This window comes from Burkholderia sp. NLJ2, from assembly GCF_049487195.1.
Lineage (GTDB): Bacteria > Pseudomonadota > Gammaproteobacteria > Burkholderiales > Burkholderiaceae > Burkholderia > Burkholderia pyrrocinia.
In genome coordinates this window covers 562,975-583,655 of record NZ_CP137809.1, presented here as the reverse complement: position 1 = coordinate 583,655, position 20,681 = coordinate 562,975, and the positions used below count along the sequence as shown (strand labels likewise).

General features: G+C 68.3%; 23 protein-coding genes and 2 pseudogenes. 17 read left to right on the top strand and 8 right to left on the bottom strand.

Features of this window, described 5'->3' with window-relative positions:
- Window positions 1–99 precede the first annotated feature (99 nt).
- Entirely contained in the window at window positions 100–915 is an 816-nt protein-coding gene (locus R9B84_RS19225; protein WP_423760936.1) for a family 1 encapsulin nanocompartment shell protein, read from the bottom strand.
- Window positions 908–1,975 (bottom strand): Dyp-type peroxidase, encoded by a 1,068-nt coding sequence (locus tag R9B84_RS19220; protein WP_423760935.1) that lies wholly within the window; start codon window positions 1,973–1,975, stop codon window positions 908–910. The genes R9B84_RS19225 and R9B84_RS19220 overlap by 8 nt, the downstream gene beginning before the upstream one ends.
- 375 nt (window positions 1,976–2,350) lie before the next feature.
- Between R9B84_RS19220 and R9B84_RS19215 the strand changes: the two genes are divergently transcribed.
- From R9B84_RS19215 to R9B84_RS19190, 6 genes are all read left to right on the top strand, one after another.
- Entirely contained in the window at window positions 2,351–2,722 is a 372-nt protein-coding gene (locus tag R9B84_RS19215; protein ID WP_423760934.1) for a helix-turn-helix domain-containing protein, read from the top strand.
- Window positions 2,719–3,168, top strand: coding sequence for a phosphate-starvation-inducible protein PsiE (locus tag R9B84_RS19210; protein WP_047904171.1), 450 nt, complete (start codon window positions 2,719–2,721; stop codon window positions 3,166–3,168). The genes R9B84_RS19215 and R9B84_RS19210 overlap by 4 nt, the downstream gene beginning before the upstream one ends.
- A 41-nt stretch (window positions 3,169–3,209) precedes the next feature.
- A complete protein-coding gene (locus tag R9B84_RS19205) occupies window positions 3,210–3,407 on the top strand; it encodes a hypothetical protein (RefSeq protein WP_423760933.1) in 198 nt (65 codons plus the stop codon).
- Between the two features lie 104 nt (window positions 3,408–3,511).
- The gene (locus R9B84_RS19200) at window positions 3,512–3,967 is read left to right on the top strand and encodes a DUF1269 domain-containing protein (RefSeq protein WP_423760932.1); all 456 of its coding nucleotides are present in this window, start codon (window positions 3,512–3,514) and stop codon (window positions 3,965–3,967) included.
- Between the two features lie 32 nt (window positions 3,968–3,999).
- Window positions 4,000–4,248 carry a hypothetical protein gene (locus tag R9B84_RS19195; RefSeq protein WP_072437826.1) on the top strand — a complete coding sequence of 83 codons (249 nt, stop codon included), beginning with the start codon at window positions 4,000–4,002 and terminating at the stop codon, window positions 4,246–4,248.
- A gap of 398 nt (window positions 4,249–4,646) precedes the next feature.
- Window positions 4,647–6,071, top strand: coding sequence for a PLP-dependent aminotransferase family protein (locus R9B84_RS19190; RefSeq protein ID WP_423760931.1), 1,425 nt, complete (start codon window positions 4,647–4,649; stop codon window positions 6,069–6,071).
- A gap of 46 nt (window positions 6,072–6,117) precedes the next feature.
- On the opposite strand, the gene R9B84_RS19185 is transcribed toward R9B84_RS19190, so the two are convergent.
- Window positions 6,118–7,278 (bottom strand): NAD-dependent formate dehydrogenase, encoded by a 1,161-nt coding sequence (locus tag R9B84_RS19185; RefSeq protein ID WP_423760930.1) that lies wholly within the window; start codon window positions 7,276–7,278, stop codon window positions 6,118–6,120.
- Window positions 7,279–7,519: 241 nt separating this feature from the next.
- Here R9B84_RS19185 and R9B84_RS19180 point away from each other — a divergent pair, with 241 nt between their 5' ends.
- Window positions 7,520–9,052 carry an FAD-dependent oxidoreductase gene (locus R9B84_RS19180; protein WP_423760929.1) on the top strand — a complete coding sequence of 511 codons (1,533 nt, stop codon included), beginning with the start codon at window positions 7,520–7,522 and terminating at the stop codon, window positions 9,050–9,052.
- 98 nt (window positions 9,053–9,150) lie between these two features.
- On the opposite strand, the pseudogene R9B84_RS19175 reads toward R9B84_RS19180, so the two are convergent.
- The 4 genes and pseudogenes from R9B84_RS19175 to R9B84_RS19160 form a co-directional block, all read right to left on the bottom strand.
- A pseudogene (locus tag R9B84_RS19175) lies at window positions 9,151–9,802 on the bottom strand (sigma 54-interacting transcriptional regulator); the annotation flags it as partial.
- A 523-nt stretch (window positions 9,803–10,325) separates the two neighbouring features.
- Window positions 10,326–10,808, bottom strand: coding sequence for a PRC-barrel domain-containing protein (locus tag R9B84_RS19170; protein ID WP_423760928.1), 483 nt, complete (start codon window positions 10,806–10,808; stop codon window positions 10,326–10,328).
- An 87-nt stretch (window positions 10,809–10,895) separates the two neighbouring features.
- Entirely contained in the window at window positions 10,896–11,327 is a 432-nt protein-coding gene (locus tag R9B84_RS19165) for a CBS domain-containing protein (protein ID WP_423760927.1), read from the bottom strand.
- A 97-nt stretch (window positions 11,328–11,424) separates the two neighbouring features.
- Window positions 11,425–11,679: a hypothetical protein gene (locus R9B84_RS19160; RefSeq protein ID WP_423760926.1), complete on the bottom strand. Its 255-nt coding sequence runs from the start codon at window positions 11,677–11,679 to the stop codon at window positions 11,425–11,427.
- 161 nt (window positions 11,680–11,840) lie between these two features.
- Here R9B84_RS19160 and R9B84_RS19155 point away from each other — a divergent pair, with 161 nt between their 5' ends.
- From R9B84_RS19155 to ligD, 10 genes are all read left to right on the top strand, one after another.
- The gene (locus R9B84_RS19155) at window positions 11,841–12,143 is read left to right on the top strand and encodes a hypothetical protein (RefSeq protein ID WP_423760925.1); all 303 of its coding nucleotides are present in this window, start codon (window positions 11,841–11,843) and stop codon (window positions 12,141–12,143) included.
- 395 nt (window positions 12,144–12,538) lie between these two features.
- Window positions 12,539–12,850 carry a hypothetical protein gene (locus R9B84_RS19150; RefSeq protein WP_423760924.1) on the top strand — a complete coding sequence of 104 codons (312 nt, stop codon included), beginning with the start codon at window positions 12,539–12,541 and terminating at the stop codon, window positions 12,848–12,850.
- A 25-nt stretch (window positions 12,851–12,875) separates the two neighbouring features.
- A complete protein-coding gene (locus R9B84_RS19145) occupies window positions 12,876–13,184 on the top strand; it encodes a hypothetical protein (RefSeq protein WP_423760923.1) in 309 nt (102 codons plus the stop codon).
- Window positions 13,185–13,293: 109 nt separating this feature from the next.
- A complete protein-coding gene (locus R9B84_RS19140) occupies window positions 13,294–13,803 on the top strand; it encodes a ferritin-like domain-containing protein (protein ID WP_423760992.1) in 510 nt (169 codons plus the stop codon).
- Between the two features lie 207 nt (window positions 13,804–14,010).
- Window positions 14,011–15,453 (top strand): RNA polymerase factor sigma-54, encoded by a 1,443-nt coding sequence (locus tag R9B84_RS19135; protein WP_423760922.1) that lies wholly within the window; start codon window positions 14,011–14,013, stop codon window positions 15,451–15,453.
- Between the two features lie 58 nt (window positions 15,454–15,511).
- On the top strand, window positions 15,512–15,700 hold the full coding sequence (locus R9B84_RS19130) for a DUF3008 family protein (protein WP_423760921.1): 189 nt from the start codon (window positions 15,512–15,514) through the stop codon (window positions 15,698–15,700).
- A 46-nt stretch (window positions 15,701–15,746) separates the two neighbouring features.
- Window positions 15,747–15,908, top strand: coding sequence for a DUF1328 domain-containing protein (locus R9B84_RS19125; protein ID WP_034184461.1), 162 nt, complete (start codon window positions 15,747–15,749; stop codon window positions 15,906–15,908).
- A complete protein-coding gene (locus R9B84_RS19120) occupies window positions 15,905–16,291 on the top strand; it encodes a DUF3022 domain-containing protein (RefSeq protein ID WP_423760920.1) in 387 nt (128 codons plus the stop codon). Before R9B84_RS19125 ends, R9B84_RS19120 begins: the two co-directional genes overlap by 4 nt.
- Before the next feature lie 278 nt (window positions 16,292–16,569).
- A complete protein-coding gene (locus R9B84_RS19115) occupies window positions 16,570–17,565 on the top strand; it encodes a Ku protein (protein WP_423760919.1) in 996 nt (331 codons plus the stop codon).
- Between the two features lie 22 nt (window positions 17,566–17,587).
- Entirely contained in the window at window positions 17,588–20,368 is a 2,781-nt protein-coding gene (gene ligD, locus R9B84_RS19110; protein WP_423760918.1) for a DNA ligase D, read from the top strand.
- A gap of 8 nt (window positions 20,369–20,376) precedes the next feature.
- On the opposite strand, the pseudogene R9B84_RS19105 reads toward ligD, so the two are convergent.
- Window positions 20,377–20,591: pseudogene (locus tag R9B84_RS19105) on the bottom strand (cation transporter); the annotation flags it as partial.
- Between the last annotated feature and the right edge of the window lie 90 nt (window positions 20,592–20,681).

Here is a 20,681-nt window from a genome sequence, read left to right as displayed (position 1 = left end):
CTCCATGCAAGATGGGTTCGATCGGCGACGAACATGCGGCCGGCAGCGCGGCAGGCCGCGCGCGACGCCCGGGCGGGCAGCGCGCGCAGGCAACTGCTGTCAGGCCACCGGATTGCCCTGCGGCGCCACGGCCACCGATGCTTCGCTCGTCAGCATCAGGAACGTGAACGTCTCGCGCAGGTACAGGCGGACGGCCTTGTCGGTGTGGCTCGTGTAGCCGATCGATACGTCTTCCCCGAGGTGCAACGCGTAATCGCCGCCGCGCATCGACAGCACGCAGCCGCCGCTGAGCGCCGGCGCCCAGATGATTTCGCCGCTGACGATCCGCTTGATGTGGCCGAGGACCGGATAACCCTGGTCGCGCGCCTCGCTGAGCGCGGTATACGCGTCCGAGCCGAGCACCACCGAGTACGGACCGTCGACGCCCGCGAGCCGCAGCGCTTCGAGCGCGTCGCTGATCGCATCCGGGTACGCGCTGACGTCCGCCGGCAGTGTGAGCTTGCGGTTCGACGTGCCTTCGCGGATCCCGACGATGCCGGCGGCCGGGTAACCGTCGAAGATCGCGTTGTCCTCGGCGAACGCGAGCCGCTGCGCGGCCTCCTTCGCCGGTTGCCAGTCTGCATCGCGCGCGCCGCGCTCGACGCTGTCGATCGCATCGCGGCTCAACTCGAACGGCGCCGTCAGCTCGACGATCGTGCGGACTTCGCGCAGCCGCGCGTTCACGTGCTCACGCGGCGCGCTGACCTCCACCAGGTGCCCGGTGCCGACGGCCGACAGCTCGGGGCCCTCGGGGCCGTCGACGTCGACGACGCGGCGGCCGGCCACCGATCGTTTGAAGGTGCGCGCCACTTCCTCCTCGATTTGTTCCCAGGCGGACGACGAGATCGGGGCGAGTTCGCGGTGCAGGTTATTCATAGGCTTGGGTTCCTTTCAGCGAGCCGATTTTCAGCGAGCCGTCGCGCTGCGGCGCGGACGACGAGGATTCCGGTTGCGCGGCGTCGGCGGCCGGTGCCGCGCGATCGGCGAGCGCTTCGAGCAGGTCGGCCGACGGCACGAAGAACAGCGAGCCGGTGACCGCGCGGCTGTAGTCGAGCAGGCGGTCGTAGTTGCCGGGCGGGCGGCCGACGAACATGTTCTCGAGCATCTGCTCGATCGGCGCCGGCGAGCGCGCATAGCCGATGAAATAGGTGCCGAATTCGCCGGCGCCGGGGCGCCCGAACGGCATGTTGTCGCGCAGGATCTTCACTTCCTGGCCGTTTTCGTCGAGCGTGGTCAGCGAGCTGTGCGAACACGACGGCTTCACGTCCGGCGCGAGCTCGATGTCGGACAGCTTGGTGCGGCCGATGATGCGCTCCTGCGTCTCGACCGCGAGCGCGTTCCAGCCGGCCATGTCGTGCAGGTATTTCTGCACGATCACGTAGCTGCCGCCCGCGAACGCCGCGTCTTCGTCGCCGATCACCGTGAAGTCGACCGCCTCGCGGCCTTCGGGGTTCTCGGTGCCGTCGACGAAGCCGATCATCGCGCGCTGGTCGAAATTGCGGAAGCCGTGCACCTCGTCGACGACCGTGACGGCGCTGCCGAGCGCGCCGAGCAGTTGCGTCGCGAGTTCGAAGCACAGGTCCATCGCTTCGGCGCGGATGTGCAGCAGGATGTCGCCGGGCGTCGCGACCGCGACGCGCTGCCCGGCGCCGAATTCGCGGAACGGATGCAGCGACGCGGGGCGCGGATCGCCGAACAGCGCATCCCACGCGTCGGCGCTGAAACCGCACACGCAGGTCAGGTTGCCGCCCGGCACGCGCTTGCCGACCGAGCGCACGAGCGCGGCGATGTCGCCGCACCATGAACGGATCGTGTCGGCGTGATCGGCACCGGGATTGATCGTCGCCACGAGGAAGATCGCGCTGCGCGTGATCGTGCTGTGAACGGCCTGGGAGAGTGGGGGAGGTGTCTGCATCGCGGCCTGCCGGTCAGTCATGTCGGGACGGACGGGCCGCGGCTGCCGCGGCGCGCGATGGCGTTCGGTTGAACTGTGTCATGCGACTGTTCTCTTTGTGACATGCGGATGAAGGACGTTGCGCGGGCATCGCGCAACGGGCCGCAGCAGCGGCGGCCGGCCGCCCGGCGCGTGACCTGCGCGCACCGCGTAACGTCGTCGAGCATGCAATCTAGCAGCTTCGGCGGGTGTTTGCACTCATGGCGGCAATCTGTCATTCGAATGCGTCAAACGGGGCCGGATTTTGCGCGGTGGTCGCGCAGCTGTACTCCTGGCATGCGCGGCGCTGTGCTCTTGAGCGTGCGTGCCGCGTGCAGTAGATTAGGTCCCGCTGCGCCGCCGACGAGGAGCGTCACCATGAACCTGCTGGAAGCGATGCGTGTTTACGTCGCGGTGGTCGAGCATGGCGGCCTGTCCGGCGCCGCGTCCGAGCTGAAGCTTGGCGAGGCGCAGGTGCGCGAGCGGATCGACTGTCTCGAACGGTATCTCGGCTGCCGGCTGCTGCTGTGCCGCGAGCACGACGAGGTGGCATGTACCGACGCGGGCGTCGCGTTTCACGTGTGCTGCCGCCGGACGTTGTCCGCGGTCGAGCAGGCGACCGGCGCGGCCGGTGCGACTCGCGCGCCGGTGCCGGATGCGCTCGATGCCGCGCATCGCAGTGCGCATTGCACCGATTTCGTGCCGCTGCCCGGCACCGCTCATCCATCGTCACACCGATTGTCACCTTGAATACGTCAACCGTTTCCTGTTCGCCGTCCGAGCGCATCCGTCGCCGGTTCGGCCATTTCCTTCACGCGGCCGAACTGGCCGGGCTGGTCGTGATCGGGCTCGCGACCGCGTTCGCGATGACGCAGGAAGCGTGGAAGGTCGTGCTCGCGGGCGAGGTGTCGCTGACCGACCTGCTGCTGATGTTCCTGTATCTGGAAGTGCTCGCGATGAACGTGCGCTACCTGCGGCTCGGCCGGCTGCCGGTGCGGTTTCCTCTGTTCATCGCGATGACGTCGCTCGCGCGCGACCTGATCCTGCGCGGCGCGACCGACAGCCCCGAGCGGATGCTGATGACGACTTTCGGGATCGTGCTGCTCGCGGTGGGCGTGCTGATCCTGAGTTTCGGCCAGCATCGTTTCCCGGCCGATGTCGACGATGTCGAAGAGGACGCGCATGTGGGCCGGTGACGCGCGAACGATATGCACCCTGTCTCTACAGGAGGGGCCGGATGAGCACGCATTCCGTCGAAACGACGCAGGCGATCGAATTGCAGCAAGCGTCGTCGGATGCCTGCCGGCTGGCGCGCGACGTGCGTGACGCCGATACGGCGCGCACACGTGCGCAGTCCGTCGTCGCGATGCAGCTGGCGGCTGCGCAAGCGTATGTCGATGCGGCCCGTGCACGTGAAGCGGCAACAGGCGTCTGAATTGAACTCCGGGGTGCCCGCGCACCGCGCGTGCGCGGCCCCGGACCGTCTTGCCGCGCGATGTGCGGCAACCGGTATGTCCATCTACACGAGAGAGGTGTCGAATGACCAAGCAACTGATCGTCGCCGTGTTCGGCAGCGTCGACACGGCCCGGCAGGCCGCGAACGATTTCGACGCGCTGTCGGAGAAGAATGAAGGATTCCACATCGAGAACGGCGTCGTCGTCGAAAAGGACGCGGCCGGCAAGCTCGCGGTGCTCGACGCCGAGTCGCGGCCGTTCAAGGGCGGCGTGATCGGCGCGATCGCGGGCGGCCTGCTCGGCATGCTCGCCGGGCCGCTCGGCGTGATCGCCGGCATGGCGGCCGGCGCGGGCGCCGGCATTCTCGCGGAAGCGGCCGGCAACGCGCTGCTCGACGGCACGTTCGTCGAGACGGTGGCCGCGCGGCTCGTGCCCGGCAGCGTCGCGATCATTCTCGAGGCGAAGGAAATCACGCCGTTCTCGGTCGACAACGTCGTGACGGGATTCGGCGGCAAGGTCTTCCGCCAGTCGCTCGGCTGAGCGCCGCCTTCCGACCGCTTCGGGAGAACCGCATGCGCATCGATCAATCGTACCGCCGCTTCGATATCGCGGCGACGCTGTCGCCGCTGCCCGGCAACCGCGCGATCGCGACCGTCGACGTGACGACTGACGATCCGGCCCGCATCGCCGATCTCGGCACCGGCTACTTCCTGCAGATCCGCAAGTGGGTCGAGTCGAACGACGTCGCGCAACTGACGGTGGTGTTCGACGAGTGCAAGGTCGCGATCGACCACTACGCGGACAACGTCGACGACGCGTGAGTTCGCGCGGGCCCACGCATTGTCGGGCCCGCCATGTGCCGAGTCGTCGCCGGGCGACGGCAGTCGGAAAACCGAACTGCCGTGCGATGGCGCAGCGCGGGGCGAATGACTGCCGCGCGATCGCGCGGTGCCGTGCCGTGGCGTTTGAATCTGTTCACCACGCCAACCGGATTTGGCGTTTCACCGCCAAACTGTCACTTACATTCGTCGAAATGACGCAGTAGGATGCCGATCCTTGTCTCGATGGAATCCGCATTGCTACTCGCCTTCAATTTCGGTAACGGACCAGGCTCGAACCGGGACGCCCTCGGCCGGCCAAGGCTGTCCGGCTTCGTGCATCGGCGCGGCCGGGACGCGCATGCGTCGCAGGTCGGTTCACCGCTGGCGGGGCGAGGCGGATGAAGCTCTACGAGAAATTTGCAAACGACATAGAGAGACTCATCCGGCAGCGCGTGTATCGACACGGCGATCGTGTGCCGTCGGTGCGGCAGGCGAGCCAGCAACACCGGATCAGTATCACGACCGTGCTGCATGCGTACCTGCTGCTCGAAAGCCGCGGGCTGCTGGAAAGCCGGCCGCAGTCGGGTTATTTCGTGAACCTGCGCCGCGACGACAGTCATGCGCCGGTGCGCGAACTGCGGCCGTCGAAGCCGATCGCGATCTCGTCGTCGGTGGACGTGAGCCGGCTCGTGCTGTCGACGCTGCGCTCGATCGGCACCGACGACGCGGTGCCGCTCGGCTCGCCGTATCCGGACCCGAGCCTGTTCCCGTTCGAGAAGCTGAACCGCTACGCGTATGCAGCCGGCCGCGACAAGTCGCTGTGGGGCGTGACGGACGGGCTGCCGCCCGGCCATCCGCGGTTGATCCGGCAGATTGCGCGCCGCTACCTGGAAAACGGGATGTCGGTGGACCCGAACGAGATCATCGTGACGGTCGGCGCGACGGAGGCGATCAACCTGTGCCTGCAAGCGGTCGCGAAGCCTGGCGATACGATCGCGGTGGAGTCGCCGACGTTCTACGCGATGCTGCACGCGATCGAGCGGATGGGGATGAAGGCGATCGAGGTTGCGACGCATCCGGAATACGGGATCGACATCGCCGCGCTGGCGGCGATTGCCAAGTCGCAGCCAATCGCCGCGTGCATGGTGATGCCGAACTTCCAGAACCCGCTGGGCTTTCAGATGCCCGACGAGCGCAAGCGCGAGCTGGTTGAGTTCGCAACGAAAGCGGACCTGCCGATCATCGAGAACGGCGTGTACAACGAACTGTACTTCGGCAACATGCATCCGAGCACGCTGAAGTCGTTCGACCGCAGCGGAATCGTACTGCATTGCTCGTCGTTCTCGAAGAGCCTGACGGCCGCGTACCGGATCGGCTGGGCATTGCCGGGCCGCTATCGCGAACAAGTCGAGAAGCTGAAATTCCTGAACACGCTTGCAACGCCGTCGCTGCCGCAACTGGCAATCGCGGAGTTTCTCGAACGCGACGGCTACGAGCATCACCTGCGGCGCTTGCGCAAGGCATACGCGCAGCAGGCGAACCTGATGCGCGCGATGGTGTCGCGGTTCTTTCCGGAGGGCACGCGCATTTCGAGCCCGGCCGGTGGGTACGTGCTGTGGATCGAATTGCCCGTGCAGGTCGATGCGATGCGGTTGTATCAGCTCGCGCTGGAACAGGGGATCACGATCGGGCCCGGGTACATGTTCTCGATCACGGACAGCTATCGGAACTTCATTCGGCTGAACTACAGCAGCCCGTGGTCGCCGGAAATCGAACAGGCGGTCGTCACAGTCGGCAAGCTCGCCGCGTCCTGCATCGGCTGACCGCGCGGCCGCGTGCAACGGCACGCAACCCGCGCGTCGCGTTACGTCAGGTCAGCCGGTACGATTGCGCACCCGTTCCCGCGAGCGTGCCGCCGTCGACGATCAGGTATTCGTTCCGGATCGGCTTGCCGTCGAACCAGCATTGCAGGATTTCCAGCGTGCCGGCCGCATAACGCGCCTGCGCGGACAGCGACGTGCCCGAGATGTGCGGCGTCATCCCGTTGAACGGCATCGTGCGCCACGGATGGTCGGCCGGCGCCGGTTGCGGAAACCACACGTCGCCGCCGTAGCCCGCGAGATGCCCGGACGTGACGGCGCGCACGACCGCGTCACGGTCGACCAGCTTCGCACGCGCGGTGTTGATCAGGTATGCGCCGCGCTTCATCCGCGCGATCATCGCCGCGTCGAACAGATGCTCGGTCGACGGGTACAGCGGGATCTGCAGGTTCACGATATCGACTGTGCCCGCGAGCGACGCGGCATCGGCGTGATACGTGAGCGCGAGTTCCTGCTCGATCGCAGCGTCGAGTCGGTGCCGCTGCGTGTAGTGCAGATGCAGCCCGAACGGCTTCAGCCGGCGCAGCACCGCGAGGCCGATGCGCCCCGCGCCGACCGTGCCGAAATGCATGCCTTCGACGTCGTAGCTGCGCGACACGCAATCGGCGATGTTCCAGCCGCCTTGCTGCGCGATCGCATGCGACGGCAGGTAGTTACGCACCAGCGTGAGCGTCGTCATCACCACGTGTTCGGCGACGCTGATGCTGTTCGAGCCCGTGACTTCGGCGACGGTGATGTGCGCGCGCGCCGCGGCGTCGAGATCGACGTGATCCGAGCCGATGCCGGCCGTCAGCGCGAGCTTCAGCTTCGGCGCGCGGGCGATCCGTTCGGCCGTCAGGTACGCGGGCCAGAACGGCTGCGAAATCACCACGTCCGCTTCGGGCAGCCGGCGCTCGAACTCGGAGTCGGGGCCGTCCTTTTCGCTCGTCACGATCAGCGTGTGACCGTGCGCTTCCAGATAGCCGCGCAACCCGAGCGCGCCGGATACCGAGCCGACGAGTTCGCCGGGCCGGAAGCCGAGGGGGCCGGCCGGCGTCGGCGCGGTTTGTCCGTCGGCGTAGCGCGTGATGACCGGAATCGCGTCGCGCACGTAGCGCGGCGGATAGCCGTCGACGGGATCGGGGTAGAGCACGCACAGGACGGTGGCCATCGGGAGCGCTCCTGGTGATGGAATGAAGGCGGGGCGGCATGCGAATTGCGCGGGCCGCGCGGAAGTCCGGACGCGCCGCGGCCGGCGTGTTGCGCCGCAACGTCGATGACGTTCTACGCCGGTCATGGATCGCGGACAAGCTACAGTCGGTGTTTGCGTGCGCTGCGGGGCGTCTGTGCCTGTTCTTTTCATGAGGGACGCCGATAATGGGATCGTTACCTGACTCTGCGGGAGCGACGTCATGTCCGGAAGCGACTCCTCGTCTTCACCCCCCGATCTCGCGCAGGGCATCGCGCTCGACGATCTCGCCGACGGCGCGATGATCGAGGGCCATGTCGGCGAAGCAGCGGTGCTGCTCGTGCGCCGCGCCGACGAACTGTTTGCCGTGGGTGCGCACTGCACGCACTACGGCGCGCCGCTGGCCGACGGCCTGCTGGTCGACGACACGATCCGCTGCCCGTGGCACCACGCGGCGTTCTGCCTGCGCACCGGCGCCATGCTGCGTGCGCCGGCGCTCGACGGGCTGCCGTGCTGGCGCGTCGAACGCCGCGACGGCCGAGCCGTCGTGCTCGATGCGCGGCCGGCCGCCGCGCCGACTGTGCTGAATGCGCCCGGGTTGCCCGCCTCGGTGGTGATCGTCGGCGGCGGCGCCGCTGCGATCGCAGCCGCCGTGACGCTGCGGCAGGAAGGCTATCCGAATCCAGTCACGCTGCTGAGTGCCGACCGCGATCCACCGTATGACCGGCCGAATCTGTCGAAGGACTATCTCGCGGGCACGGCCGATGCCGACTGGCTGCCGCTGCGCGCGCCGTCGTTCTATAACGATCATCAAATCGACGTGCGGTGCGACACGCGTGTCGCACGGATCGATCCCGCGCAGCATGCGGTCGAGCTGGCCGACGGCAGCCGCGTCGGATACGGCGCGCTGCTGCTTGCGACGGGCGCCGAGCCGAACCGGCTGACCGTGCCCGGTGCCGACTTGCCGCACGTATGCGTGCTCCGCTCGCGCGCCGACTGCGATGCGCTGATCGGCAAGCTGAAAACGGCGCGCCGTTGCGTCGTGATCGGCGCGAGCTTCATCGGGCTCGAAGTGGCCGCCGCGTTGCGCACGCGCGGGCTCGACGTGCATGTCGTCGAGCCGGAGGCGCAACCGATGGCGCGCGTGCTCGGCGAAGCGCTCGGCGGCACGATCAAGGCGCTGCACGAATCGCATGGCGTCGTGTTCCATCTCGGCTCGACGCCCGCGCAGATCGCACCGGACAGCGTGACGCTGTCGACCGGCGACGTGCTGCCCGCCGATGTCGTGGTGGTCGGCATCGGCGTCCGTCCGAACGTCGCGCTCGCGCAGGACGCGGGTCTTGCCGTCGAGCGCGGCGTGACGGTCGACCGTTTCCTGCAGACGAGTGCACCCGGCATCTACGCGGCCGGCGACATCGCACGCTGGCCCGATCCGCTGACGGGCGAGCACATTCGCGTCGAGCACTGGGTCGTCGCCGAGCGGCAGGGCATCGTCGCGGCGCGCAACATGCTCGGGCAGCAGCGGCCGTTCGACGCGGTGCCGTTCTTCTGGAGCCAGCATTACGACATGACGGTCAACTATGTCGGGCATGCGGAGCGTTGGGATCGTGTCGAGATCGACGGCGACCTCGGCGCGCACGACTGCTCGATCGCGTACTGGCGCGGCGACACACGGCTCGCGGTCGTGACGATCGGCCGCGATCTCGCGAGCCTGACAGCGGAAGCGGCATTCGAGGGGGCGATTGCCGCCGCGTGACAGCGGGCCGGCTACGTGTGCGGCGATGTGCCGCGCGATGGCATGAGCATGCGCAGTCGCGGGGCACGCCGAACCCGATGCTCGACGCGCTGCCGCGCTCACTGATTCGGTGCGCCCGGCGGCGGGGCTGCGCTCGCGCTGGTGGTGGCGATGGTGGCGTCACCGGGGTTCGGCGCTGCTGCGCTGCTGCGCTGCTGCGCCGTTCGCCGCGCTGCGCTCGTGCTCGTGCAGCAGCGCGAGACGGTTGTACAGCGTCTTCAGGCTGATGCCGAGCGCCTTCGCGGTGCAGGGCTTGTCGCCGTTGAAGTGCTGAAGCGACGCGACGATGAAGCGCTGCTGCGTGTGTGCGAGCGTCGTGCCGATCAGCAGCGTCATCGCGTTGCGACGCACTTTCTCGCGCGGAGGCTGGCGGCGCGGCAACGGCAGCTCGATCTGCTCGTCCGCGAGGATGAATGCGCGCTCGAGCGCATTGCGCAACTCGCACACGTTGCCGGACTACGTATACACCCGCAGTGCCTTCATCGCCTGCATCGACAGGCGTTTGCGCGTGCGGTGCCGCGCATTCAATCGCTCGACGATCTGAAGCGCGATATCGCCGACGTCGTCCTCGCGCTGCCTGAGCGGGGGCACGTGCAGCGCGATCATCGCGATCCGGTAGAACAGGTCTTCGCGCAGGCGCCCGCTGCGCACGGCCTCGACGGGATCGTGATGCATGGCCGCGACGATCCGCACGTCGAGCGGAATCGGTTCTTCTGCTGCTCGAGGGCAGACCTGACATTGCGTGTCGTCATGCGAACGAGGGCGGGTCCATCGGAGACATCCGTGCAATTGTTTCAGTGCTTTGCCGTGCTGGGCCGACTCAATGGACGGACTGACACGCTCGATCGGATAGGTTCGGCAGAATCGGGCCCATGATTCACGTCGGCATGTCGGCGGCCATCGCGACTACCGCCGCCGCCATCGGCACCGCCGCGAGCCAGCGGAATGCTTTCGAAGCATGTCGCCGAGGACGTCGTGCGCGAGCACGTCCGTAGCGGCCCACCTGTAAATCTTGACGCCGGACCGGTGCCCGGTCGTTCCCGGCTTCCACGCGTACTATCCGAGCCGCCGCCAGGCGTCGCGCGCATTCTCGATCGTGATCGCCGCGTTGCGGCATCGGTCGTAACGCGTCGCGCCACAGCCTGTCGCGCGTGCGGCGCGCACAAAAGGAACGCCCCGCGCGGGCGGAGCGTGTCGCATCACGTGCCGGCAAACCGGTACCGCATCACCCGGCTCAGTGACGGTCGCGCGTGCGCGGATCGTCGAGTTCCTCGGTCGGGTCGGTCAGCCCGAGCTCGTCGCCGGGGCGCCAGTATGGCGCGCTGCCGTAGAACTCGTGCAGCGGCTCGGCCCATTGCGGGTCGGCCATTGCAGGCCAGTGGTCCTTGTCGAAGCCGGGTGCGTTGCGAACCCGTTCGGACGACACCGACAGCAGGAAGCACTTGCGTTCGGTGTCGAGCGTCAGCGCGCTCCACGGAATCGCGAGCAACTTGTCGCCGATGCCGAGCAGGCCGCCGCTCGACAGCACCGCGTACGCGACGCGGCCCGAGCGCACGTCGAGCATGATGTCCTTGATCTTGCCGACATCGTCGCCGTCGGTCGTATAGACCTTGTCGCCCTCCAGCGTGTTGGCGGCCATGACGTCGGGGCCGGGGCCGGCCGCCGTTGCGGCGCCCTTGCCGACGATGCGGGTCTGACCTTGATCGGGAGTCTGCATGGTTTCCTCCAGGCTGCGTTGAGCGCGATCGTGCCCCGGCGGGACGCGTATCGCGCGGGTGGTCGAAACGGAGCGGCGCGTGCCGAGTCACGTCCGCCTCGGTTGCGATACGCCTTCGAGCGTGTTCGCGACGTCGTCGTGCGTGGGGCCGGCCGAGCGCGTCGCGATATCCGCGAGCGACAGCATGCCGACCAGCCGCTTGTCGTGATCGACGACCGGCAGGCGGCGCAACTGCGCATCCGCCATGTAGTGCTGGATCTCGTCCAGCGAGTCGTCGTCGAAGCACCATTCGATCGGGCCCGACGCGACTTCCTGAATCCGTGTTTCCGGCGGCTTGCCGGCCGAGATCGCGCGCACCGCGAGATCGCGGTCCGTCACCATCCCGACCAGCCGGTTGTTGTCGCACACGGGCAGCGCGCCGATGTCGTAGCGCTCCATCAGTTGGGCGGCGTGACGGATCGAGTCGGTCGGCGCGATGCGCACGACGTCCTGCGACATGATTTCGTTGACGCGATGCATGAAAGTCCTCCCTGCGGGATGGGTGGGTAAAACGATTCTTCAGCACATTCAGCAAACCGCATGCCGTGCGGCACACGCGGCCTGTCATTCGTCGCCGTCATTCGTCGCGGCGTTCGCGCTTGTCCTGCCACGGCCCTTCGTCGTGCGTGCCGGGCGGCGTATCGGGCTCGATGCGCGTGATGCCGCCGGTCGCGGGCGGGTCGCTGGCCGGAAACGTGTCCTCGAGCTGCTTGTCGATATGGCGTTCCGAATGGCGCGTGTGGGTGCGTTCCTCAGGCTTCAGCGGCGACGACGGGTTGGTTCGCTGCTTGCGCTCCGGCGCAGCGTGGCCGGACCGGGTCGAATCCTTCATGGCGAGGCTCCATATCGATGGTGATGACGCAGACGATTCCGCAACGGCCATTCCCGGATTGCACGCGGCACGCGACTTGCCGCTCCGACGGCGACAACGAAGACGACAACGCGCGGCGCAGTCGGTGCCTGCCGTGCACACATCAAGCCGGAGGCACGACGATGATTCCGAAACGACGACTGGGCGTGCGCTACGAGGTCAACGTATGCGGTGGCGGATTCGATTCGGTGAAGAGCCATTTCGATACGTGGAAGCATGAGCCCCTGATTTACCGGCCCGAGCACCGGATGTTCGAGGGCAAGGACGACGTGCGGCCGCTCGGCGACGAGACGTTCGACTCGACCGAACCGGCGCGCTTCGCGCTGCAGTGCGCATGCGAGCCGGCCGACCCGTATGCGCTCGCGGCGCGTGTGCAGGACGACGGCCGCGAGCTGTGGCTCGTGATGGCCGCGTATGACATATAGCGGCGCGCTTGCAAGATTTGCATCGGACTGTGTAGCGAGGGCACGGCGCGCCGTGCGCGCGTGCATCGATGCTTGCGCGCCGGCGGTCACGAACGGGCGGCACGCGAATTGCGGACCGTCGCCATATTCACCAGACAACGCAACGATGGAATGCCGATGAATCAGGACTGCGATCAGTGGCTGAACCGGCCGGTTCAGCCGATGCCCGGCATGGAGCCGGACCTCGTTCCGACCGATTCCGATGAAATGCCGACCGATAGACCGGAGCCATACCGGCAACCTGAAGGCGATCCGCCCGGGCACGCACCGGCGGAACGCGAACCGCCTTCGCGAGAGCCGCCCATGCATGCGCCGTCGAGGCACGCAGTGATGTCTGCGCTGCGGGAGGGCGCGCGATGAGCATCCACGTGAAACCCGGCATGCTGCGCGAGATCGCCGAGACGCTCGGCCGCCATTTCGAGGCGCGCGCGATGCCGTTCCATGTCGAGGAGCAGCCGGCTGGCGCGTTGCATATCGGTTTTCGCGTCGACGGACATCCGGCATCGCTGACCGTGACCTTCGACGCCGACGCGTTCGCCGCGCTCGAACAGGCGGATATCGAGCGGCAACGCGGCACGCTCACGCGCGTCGCGGCCGGATTCGACGTGATGATGGCGCGCCGCGCACGCGCCGCGTATGCGGGGGATTTTCATTTCAACCGGCTCTGAGCGGTCGGTCCGATGGAGGATTTCGATGAACACGATCCAGACCATACGCATGGGCGCTTGCCTGATTGTCGCGGCGTGCGCGCTGGGCGCATGCACGCAACCCGCCACCTATGGCACACGCGGGGCGCCACCGCCGCCGCCCGACGGCCATGCGTCGCCGCCGGGCGCGACGATGCCGGACGCGAATACGCGCTACGACCCGCGTCCGTCGCCGGGCAACACGATGCCGCAGGGCGCGGTCGTCGGCGATCCGGCCGACGTGCCGCCGCCGGGCCCGAACGGCGCGCAGGGCGACCGGCCGCTGCCGGGTACGCCGCCGCCGATGCAGTACTGATGTCTCGCGTGCCGCATGTGTCGTACGGCATGTGCGTTGCGGAACGGCGTGCGCGTTGCGTGTCGCGCGGCATGCCACGTCGCGATCGTGATGCGGCCGGAGGAACATGATGGCGAATCCGCGCGAACACCTGGAAGACTGGCTGCGCGATGCCTATGCGATGGAGCGGCAGGCAGAGACGCTGATCGATGCCCAGTTGAAACGCGTCGGCCACTATCCGCAGTTGCAGGACCGGCTGCGCCTGCATCGCGACGACACGCGGGGCCAGCAGGCGCTCGTGGAAGCGTGCCTGCAGCGGCTCGGCACGACGCCGTCGGCGATCAAGGATCTCGCCGCGCGGATCGCTGCGTACGGACAGATCGCGAGCGGCATGCTGTCCGACGACGAAGTGGTGAAGGGTGCATTGGCCGGCTACGCGTTCGAGCAGGTCGAAATCGCCGCGTATACCGTTCTCGTCGCCGTCGCGCAGGCGGCCGGCGAGGACGAAATCCGTGCGTGCTGCGAGCGGATCCTGCAGCAGGAGCGCGACATGGCCGCATGGCTGCTGCGCCATTTGCCGGAACTGACGATGGCATTTCTCGACCGCTCGGCCGTCGATCGCATCGATTCGAAGCGGTGACGAGGCAGGCGATCGGGCGCGCTTCGTGGCGCGCGAAATATGTGCCCAAACTTGCCGCGGGCTTGTAAAAAAGCGGCTCAGGCGGGGTGCATGACGGGGTACGAACCCGCGGAAGCCGCGGCACGGCGCGCGTAGACGGATTGGCACGAAAGCTGCGTGAATCCGGTAGACGAAATACCGCGAACCGAACCGTCAGGAGGGCTTTCGATGTCCGTCTCGCTTGCGCTGCAGATGCGACAGCATCTGGCACTTACGCCGAGGCTTCAGCAGTCGCTGAGGCTGCTGCAGTTGTCCTCGCTCGAATTTCAACAGGAATTGCGGCAGGCGCTCGACATGAATCCGTTCCTCGAAGACGGCCGGGCCGAAGACGAAGAGGAAACCGCTGTCGAAACGCCCGCTCAGGCGGCCGAAGCAGCCGCGCCCGAAGCGGCGCCCGAGGAACGCGATGGCGCGCTCCCGCCGGACGGCGAGGTGTCGTATACGGCCGCGCCGGCGCCGCGCGGCACGAGCCGCCAGAGCGAGGACGCGGGCGGCCTGTCGCCCGGCGAATGGATGGCCGCCGAACCGTCGCTGCATCAGCAACTGCACGACATGCTGCGCCTCTACCCGCTGAACAAACGCGACCGCGAAGCCGCGCGCATCGTGATCGATGCGCTCGACGACGACGGCTACCTGCGCCAGGAGCTGCCCGAACTGCTGGTCGCGGCCGATCCCGCGCTGCTGCTGTCCGCGCAGGATCTCGCGGTCGCGCTGCGGCTCGTACAGATGCTCGACCGCCCGGGTATCGCCGCGCGTTCGCTGTCCGAATGCCTTGTGCTGCAGCTAGACGCGATTCCGGCCGGCACGCCGGCGCTCGCGGAAGCGAAGGCGATCGCGCGCGAGCACCTCGAGCGGCTCGCGCGCCGCGAGACGGCCGAGATCCAGCGGCGCGTCGGCTGCAACCCGCAGACGCTGCACGCGGCCTGCGCGCTCGTGCGCGGGCTCGATCCGCGCCCCGGCAATCACTACGGCAGCACGCGCGGCGACTACGTGGTGCCCGACGTGATCGTGCGCCAGGTGCGCGACGAGTGGATCGTGACGATCAACCCGGCCGTGCTGCCGCGCGCGCGCCTGCACGAGCGCTATGCGACGCTGTTCGCGCAGTCGAGCGGCGAGCGCGATTCGCCGCTCGGCCAGCAGTTGCAGGAAGCGCGCTGGCTGATCCGCAACGTGCAGAAGCGCTTCGAGACGATCCAGCGCGTCGGCGAATGCATCGTCGCGCGGCAGCGCGATTTCTTCCGCTACGGCGAGATCGCGATGAAGCCGCTCGTGCTGCGCGACATCGCGGAAGAGCTCGAACTGCACGAATCGACCGTATCGCGCGCGACGGGCAACAAGTACATGGCGACGCCGCACGGCACGTTCGAATTCAAGCACTTCTTCCCGCGCAAGCTCGAGGCGGCGGGCAAGGGCGTGTGCTCGTCGTCGGCCGCGAAGGTGCTGATTCGCGACATGATCGCGGCCGAGCGTCACACCGAGCCACTGTCCGACGTCACGCTCGCGCAGAACCTCGCGGGGCGCGGCATTCTTCTTGCGCGCCGCACGGTGACGAAGTATCGCCAGGCGATGAAGATTCCGGCAGCCGACCTGCGACGCCGCGACGACGCATGACGGCTGCCGGGCCACCGCGCGCGTTGCGACTCGCGCGCGCCAACGAGAGGAGCGCAACATGCCAGCAAAATCCCAGGCCCAGCAGCGCGCCGCAGGGGCCGCGCTGTCGGCCAAGCGCGGCGAGACGAAGATGAAGGACCTCAAGCCGCCGGCGAAGTCGATGGCCAGGTCGATGAGCGAGAAGGAACTCGAGAGAATGGCTTCCACGCCGGTCCGCGGCAAACCCAGGCACAAGCACGATGCGTGATCGACGACGACGTGTATTCGCGACCGCTGTCATCCAGGAGGGCTCCATGCTTCGATACGCCATCATTTTCTTCATCATCGCGCTCGTCGCGGCCGTGCTCGGCTTCGGCGGCATCGCGGCCGGCGCGGCCGAGATCGCGAAGATCCTGTTCTACATCTTCGTCGTGATCTTCCTGGTCACGCTGCTGCTGGGCGTCGTGCGACGATGATCGGCGCACCCGACCGCGCGCAGCGCATCGCGGAACTCGAGCACGCGCTCGCGAACGGCTTCCCGTCGGAGTCGACCGTCGTCGTGCATGCGGACGACGCATCCGGGCGGTTGACGATCCAGGTGTCGTGGGTGCGCGTGCCGGCCGACGAAAGCGCGCGCGAATGGCGCTGCACGGTCGACTTGCGGTTCGATCCGCACGTGATCGAGCGTTATGCGTGGCTCGACGAGGACGACCGGCTGCGCGTGCGCACGTATCTGTGCGATGGCGCGCGACGCGCGGTGGACGAACGCAAGCCGCGCGTCGAGGACGCCGCGATCGAATGCAACGTGGCGCTCGACGTGACGGACGCCGAACTCGACACGGCATTGCGCGCGCCCTGACACCGAAGCCAAACGCCGCAGGCGCGGCCACGAGCGCAGCGCCGGCTTTCGCTGCCGTTCGCTCGCGCGCCGCAGCAGTTGCGCGCGTGGCGGCCGCCCATCGAATTCGACGAGGACGCGTCGATGACGAATCCCCCATCAGCCGGCAAGACGCCGCCATCGGCGCAGCGATAAGTGCGCGAGGCGTTCAGGCACCTGAAGCTGATCGCCGCCGCCGGCCGTTGCATCGGCCGCGGACGCACGCGTCGCGATGCAACGATGCTGCAAGGAGGACACGCATGGCACGCATGATCTGGAAAGGCGCGATCAGCTTCGGGCTCGTTCACGTGCCCGTGCAGCTGTTTCCGGCGACGCGCACCGTGAAGCCGTCGTTCCGGCTGCTCGACAAGCGTTCGATGGACCCGGTCGGCTATCGGCAGATCAACAAGCGCACGGGCAAGGAAGTCACGCGCGAGGACATCGTGCGCGGCTACGAATACGAGAAGGAGCGCTACGTCGTGCTGAGCGACGACGAGATCCGCGCCGCGAACCCCGAATCGACGCAGACCGTCGACATCGTCACGTTCGTCGACGAGGACGCCGTGTCGTTCCTGTATCTCGACACACCGTACTACCTGGTGCCGGACCGCAACGGCGAGAAGGTCTATGCGCTGCTGCGCGACGCGCTGAAGGACAGCGGAAAGATCGGCATCGCGCACGTCGTGATGCACGATCGCCAGCATCTCGGCGCATTGATCCCGGTCGGGCCGCTGCTCGCGCTCGATACGCTGCGCTGGCAGGACGAATTGCGCCCGCTCGACGAACTGCCGGCGCCGGCCCACGACGCAAAGCGCGCGGGCGTCAGCGCCCGCGAGCTCGCGATGGCCAGGAAGCTGATCGACGACATGTCGGGCACATGGGCGCCCGACGAGTATCGCGATACGTTCCGCGACGACATCCTCGCACTGGTCGAGCGCAAGGTGCGCGCGGGCAGTGTCGAGGCGATCGAGGAACGGCCGTCGCAAACGGGGCGCACGGCGGCCAACGTCGTCGACCTGACCGAGTTGCTGAAGCGCAGCCTGAAGGGCGGCGGCGGGGCGCGTGCCGCGCGCGAGGACGACGAAGATACCGCGTCGCCCGCGCCGCGCACCTCGAGCGGGCGACGCAAGCCGGCCGCGAAGGCTTCCGCCGGAGGCGCAGCGAAAGCCACCGCGAAACGGACGGCCGCAAAGCGTGGCGCGACGGGCGCGCATGCGGCGAAGAAAACCGCCGCGCGCCGCAAGCACGCCGCATGACACCGCGACATGAGGTGACGTGATGACCGGCAAGCTCGATCCCTATCGTCGAAAACGCCGCTTCGACGCGACCCCTGAGCCGGAAGGCGCGAACGCGACACGTCGCGCGAAGCCGGGCGCCGAACCGAAGCGGCCGCGCGCGGCTGCCCGGGTGCGCCATCGGTTGCGTTGCGTGATCCAGGAGCATCACGCGAGGCGGCTCCATTACGATTTTCGTCTCGAACTCGACGGCACGCTCAAATCGTGGGCCGTGCCGAAGGGGCCGAGCGTCGACCCGTCGGTCAAGCGTCTGGCCGTGCAGGTCGAGGATCATCCGCTCGACTATGCGTCGTTCGAAGGCGAGATTCCGGCCGGACATTACGGCGCGGGCGAGGTCGTCGTGTGGGACGAAGGGACGTGGACGCCCGACGGTGGTGTCGGGCACGCGCGCGACGGTTACCGCGCGGGCAAGCTGACGTTCCGGCTCGATGGTGAAAAGCTGCACGGCGGCTGGGCGCTCGTGCGAAGCGGGCGGCAGCAGGGCCGCGAGCCGCAATGGCTGCTGATCAAGGAGCGCGACGACGATGCACGCGATGCGGACGAATTCGATGTCGTCACGCAGCGGCCGGGCAGTGTGCATGAGCGGCGTGCGCGGGCCGCGCGCGTGGCGCCCGCCGATGCGTCGGCACCTGCGCGCGCGTCGCGCCGCGGCCGCGACGATTCGTCCGGCACGCGGGGCGCGTCGCGCGATCGCAAGGATCGCAAGCCGCCCGCCGACCGGTCGCCTGTCGAGGGTGCCGTGCGCGCACCGCTGCCCGAGCGCGTCGCGCCGCAGCTCGCGACACTGGTCGATGCCCCGCCCGCGCACGGCGACTGGCGCTACGAAGTGAAATTCGACGGCTACCGGATCCTCGCGCGTGTCTCGGGCCGCGGGGCGCGGCGGACCGTCACGCTGATGACGCGCGAAGGTCGCGACTGGACCGCGAAGCTGCATGCGCAGCGCGATGCGCTCGCGGCGCTCGATATCGGAAACGCGTGGTTCGACGGCGAGGCCGTCGTGCTCGGCGACGACGGCCTGCCCGATTTCCAGGCGCTGCAGAACGCGCTCGGCGCGGGCCGTTCCGGCGCGATCACGCTGTTCGTGTTCGATCTGCCCTATCTGAACGGTCGGGACCTGCGCGATGTGCCGCTCGCCGCGCGCCGCTCGTTGCTCGAACCGCTGCTGGCGGGCAGCGATCCCGCGCGGCTGCGCTATTCGCCGGATCTCGGCGACGATGTCGCGTCGCTGTTCGCGAGCGCGTGCGACGCCGGTCTCGAAGGTCTGATCGGCAAGCGCGCGGATTCGCACTATCGCGCGGGCCGCTCGTCCGCGTGGATCAAGCTGAAATGCCGGCGGCGGCAGGAGTTCGTGATCGGCGGTTACACGGAGCCGTCGGGCAGCCGGCACGGCTTCGGCGCGCTGCTGCTCGGCGTGTACGTGCCCGCATCGGGCGGCAAGCGGCAACGCGGTACGCCGCCCTTGCGCTATGTCGGCCGCGTCGGCACCGGGTTCGATACGCGCACGCTCGACCGGCTCGCCGCGAAGCTGCGCAGGCACGCACGCGACACGACGCCGTTCGACCCGCCGCCGCGCGAACGGTCGCGCACGCGCGTGCACTGGATCGACCCGACGCTCGTCGCCGAATGCGAATTCGCGGAATGGACGGGCGACGGCATCGTGCGGCAGGCAGCGTTCGTCGCGCTGCGGGAAGACAAGCCGGCGGCGCGGATCGTCCGCGAGATGCCACGCCATACCGAAACGGAGACGACGATGGACGAACGCGATGCCACGCGCGACAAACACGCACGCGCACCTCATGCCGATGCAGCGAACGGCCGCAAGCGCCGCGCGCGATCGCCCGCATCGTCGGGCACCGCGCGCGGCGAATCCGGTGCCGACCACGTCGGCCGCGTGCGCATCACGCATCCCGACCGCGTGCTCGATCCGCAGCACGGCACGCGCAAGATCGACCTCGTGCATTACTGGCAATGGGTCGCGCCCTGGCTGCTGCCCGACCTGAAGGGCCGGCCCGTGTCGCTCGTGCGCGCGCCGGGCGACATCACGGGCGAGCTGTTCTTCCAGAAACATGCGGAGCGCCTCGAGATTCCGTTCGTCACGCAGCACGAGGGGCTCGATCCCGGCCACGGGCCGCTGCTGTCGATCGACAGCGTCGACGCGCTGCTCGGCGCCGCGCAGATGGGCACGATCGAGCTGCACACGTGGAATGCGCACGCATCGAACGTCGAGCGGCCGGACCGCATCGTGTTCGACCTCGATCCCGATCCGGCGCTGCCGTGGCACGCGATGATCGACGCCGCTCAGCTCGTGCGCGGGCTGCTCGACGAACTGGGGCTCGCGTCGTTCTGCAAGACGAGCGGCGGCAAGGGGCTGCATGTCGTCGTGCCGATCATGCGGCACGCGGGATGGGACGACGTGAAAGACTTCTCGCACGCGGTTGCGCGGCACGTCGCGCTCGCGCTGCCCGACCGCTTCACCGCGACGATGGGGCCGCGCCACCGGCGCGGCAGGATCTTCGTCGACTACCTGCGCAACGGCCGCGGCGCGAGCACCATCGCTGCGTATTCGGCACGTGCGCGGCCGGGCATGGGCGTGTCGGTGCCGCTTGGCTGGGACGAGGTGCCCGATACGACGGGCGGCGCGCAGTGGACGATCGACACGCTGCACGCGCGTCTCGACAGGCTGAAGCGCGATCCGTGGGCGGGTTATGCGGATGCGCGCCAGCGGATCACCGCAAAGATGCGCGCGCGGCTGCGCACAGCGTGAACGCATCGGCGCCGATGCTGCAGCCGGCGATAGCGGTTCATCGGCGGCGTCGCGGAGATGCCGTGCGCGACGACCGAAGCCGACACGACGGCCAGCACAGGTGCCGCGTGCGGCCGCACGCCGACGAACATCACGGCGGCCGGCGCGGCGATGCCCACGTGATCAGCGGGCCCGGCAGCATCGCGAGCACGCTGCCGATCATCGTCATCACGACGGCTTGCGCTGACGTCGCGATCCCCATGCCCGGCACCACGACGCCGACGATCAGGGACCGGAGTTCGTGCATGCGCGCGGTTGCAGCGGCGCGATACGG

Bases quoted from the DNA above. Each gene is read 5' to 3' on its own strand.
- ligD (WP_423760918.1), top strand. From the start codon at position 17,588: ATGACCGGCAAGCTCGATCCCTATCGTCGAAAACGCCGCTTCGACGCG.
- R9B84_RS19160 (WP_423760926.1), bottom strand. From the start codon at position 11,679: ATGAAGGATTCGACCCGGTCCGGCCACGCTGCGCCGGAGCGCAAGCAG.
- R9B84_RS19145 (WP_423760923.1), top strand. From the start codon at position 12,876: ATGAACACGATCCAGACCATACGCATGGGCGCTTGCCTGATTGTCGCG.
- R9B84_RS19195 (WP_072437826.1), top strand. From the start codon at position 4,000: ATGCGCATCGATCAATCGTACCGCCGCTTCGATATCGCGGCGACGCTG.
- R9B84_RS19185 (WP_423760930.1), bottom strand. From the start codon at position 7,278: ATGGCCACCGTCCTGTGCGTGCTCTACCCCGATCCCGTCGACGGCTAT.
- R9B84_RS19200 (WP_423760932.1), top strand. From the start codon at position 3,512: ATGACCAAGCAACTGATCGTCGCCGTGTTCGGCAGCGTCGACACGGCC.
- R9B84_RS19215 (WP_423760934.1), top strand. From the start codon at position 2,351: ATGAACCTGCTGGAAGCGATGCGTGTTTACGTCGCGGTGGTCGAGCAT.
- R9B84_RS19115 (WP_423760919.1), top strand. From the start codon at position 16,570: ATGGCACGCATGATCTGGAAAGGCGCGATCAGCTTCGGGCTCGTTCAC.
- R9B84_RS19205 (WP_423760933.1), top strand. From the start codon at position 3,210: ATGAGCACGCATTCCGTCGAAACGACGCAGGCGATCGAATTGCAGCAA.
- R9B84_RS19180 (WP_423760929.1), top strand. From the start codon at position 7,520: ATGTCCGGAAGCGACTCCTCGTCTTCACCCCCCGATCTCGCGCAGGGC.
- R9B84_RS19120 (WP_423760920.1), top strand. From the start codon at position 15,905: ATGATCGGCGCACCCGACCGCGCGCAGCGCATCGCGGAACTCGAGCAC.
- R9B84_RS19165 (WP_423760927.1), bottom strand. From the start codon at position 11,327: ATGCATCGCGTCAACGAAATCATGTCGCAGGACGTCGTGCGCATCGCG.
- R9B84_RS19140 (WP_423760992.1), top strand. From the start codon at position 13,294: ATGGCGAATCCGCGCGAACACCTGGAAGACTGGCTGCGCGATGCCTAT.
- R9B84_RS19170 (WP_423760928.1), bottom strand. From the start codon at position 10,808: ATGCAGACTCCCGATCAAGGTCAGACCCGCATCGTCGGCAAGGGCGCC.
- R9B84_RS19220 (WP_423760935.1), bottom strand. From the start codon at position 1,975: ATGACTGACCGGCAGGCCGCGATGCAGACACCTCCCCCACTCTCCCAG.
- R9B84_RS19190 (WP_423760931.1), top strand. From the start codon at position 4,647: ATGAAGCTCTACGAGAAATTTGCAAACGACATAGAGAGACTCATCCGG.
- R9B84_RS19130 (WP_423760921.1), top strand. From the start codon at position 15,512: ATGCCAGCAAAATCCCAGGCCCAGCAGCGCGCCGCAGGGGCCGCGCTG.
- R9B84_RS19225 (WP_423760936.1), bottom strand. From the start codon at position 915: ATGAATAACCTGCACCGCGAACTCGCCCCGATCTCGTCGTCCGCCTGG.
- R9B84_RS19135 (WP_423760922.1), top strand. From the start codon at position 14,011: ATGTCCGTCTCGCTTGCGCTGCAGATGCGACAGCATCTGGCACTTACG.
- R9B84_RS19155 (WP_423760925.1), top strand. From the start codon at position 11,841: ATGATTCCGAAACGACGACTGGGCGTGCGCTACGAGGTCAACGTATGC.
- R9B84_RS19150 (WP_423760924.1), top strand. From the start codon at position 12,539: ATGAGCATCCACGTGAAACCCGGCATGCTGCGCGAGATCGCCGAGACG.
- R9B84_RS19125 (WP_034184461.1), top strand. From the start codon at position 15,747: ATGCTTCGATACGCCATCATTTTCTTCATCATCGCGCTCGTCGCGGCC.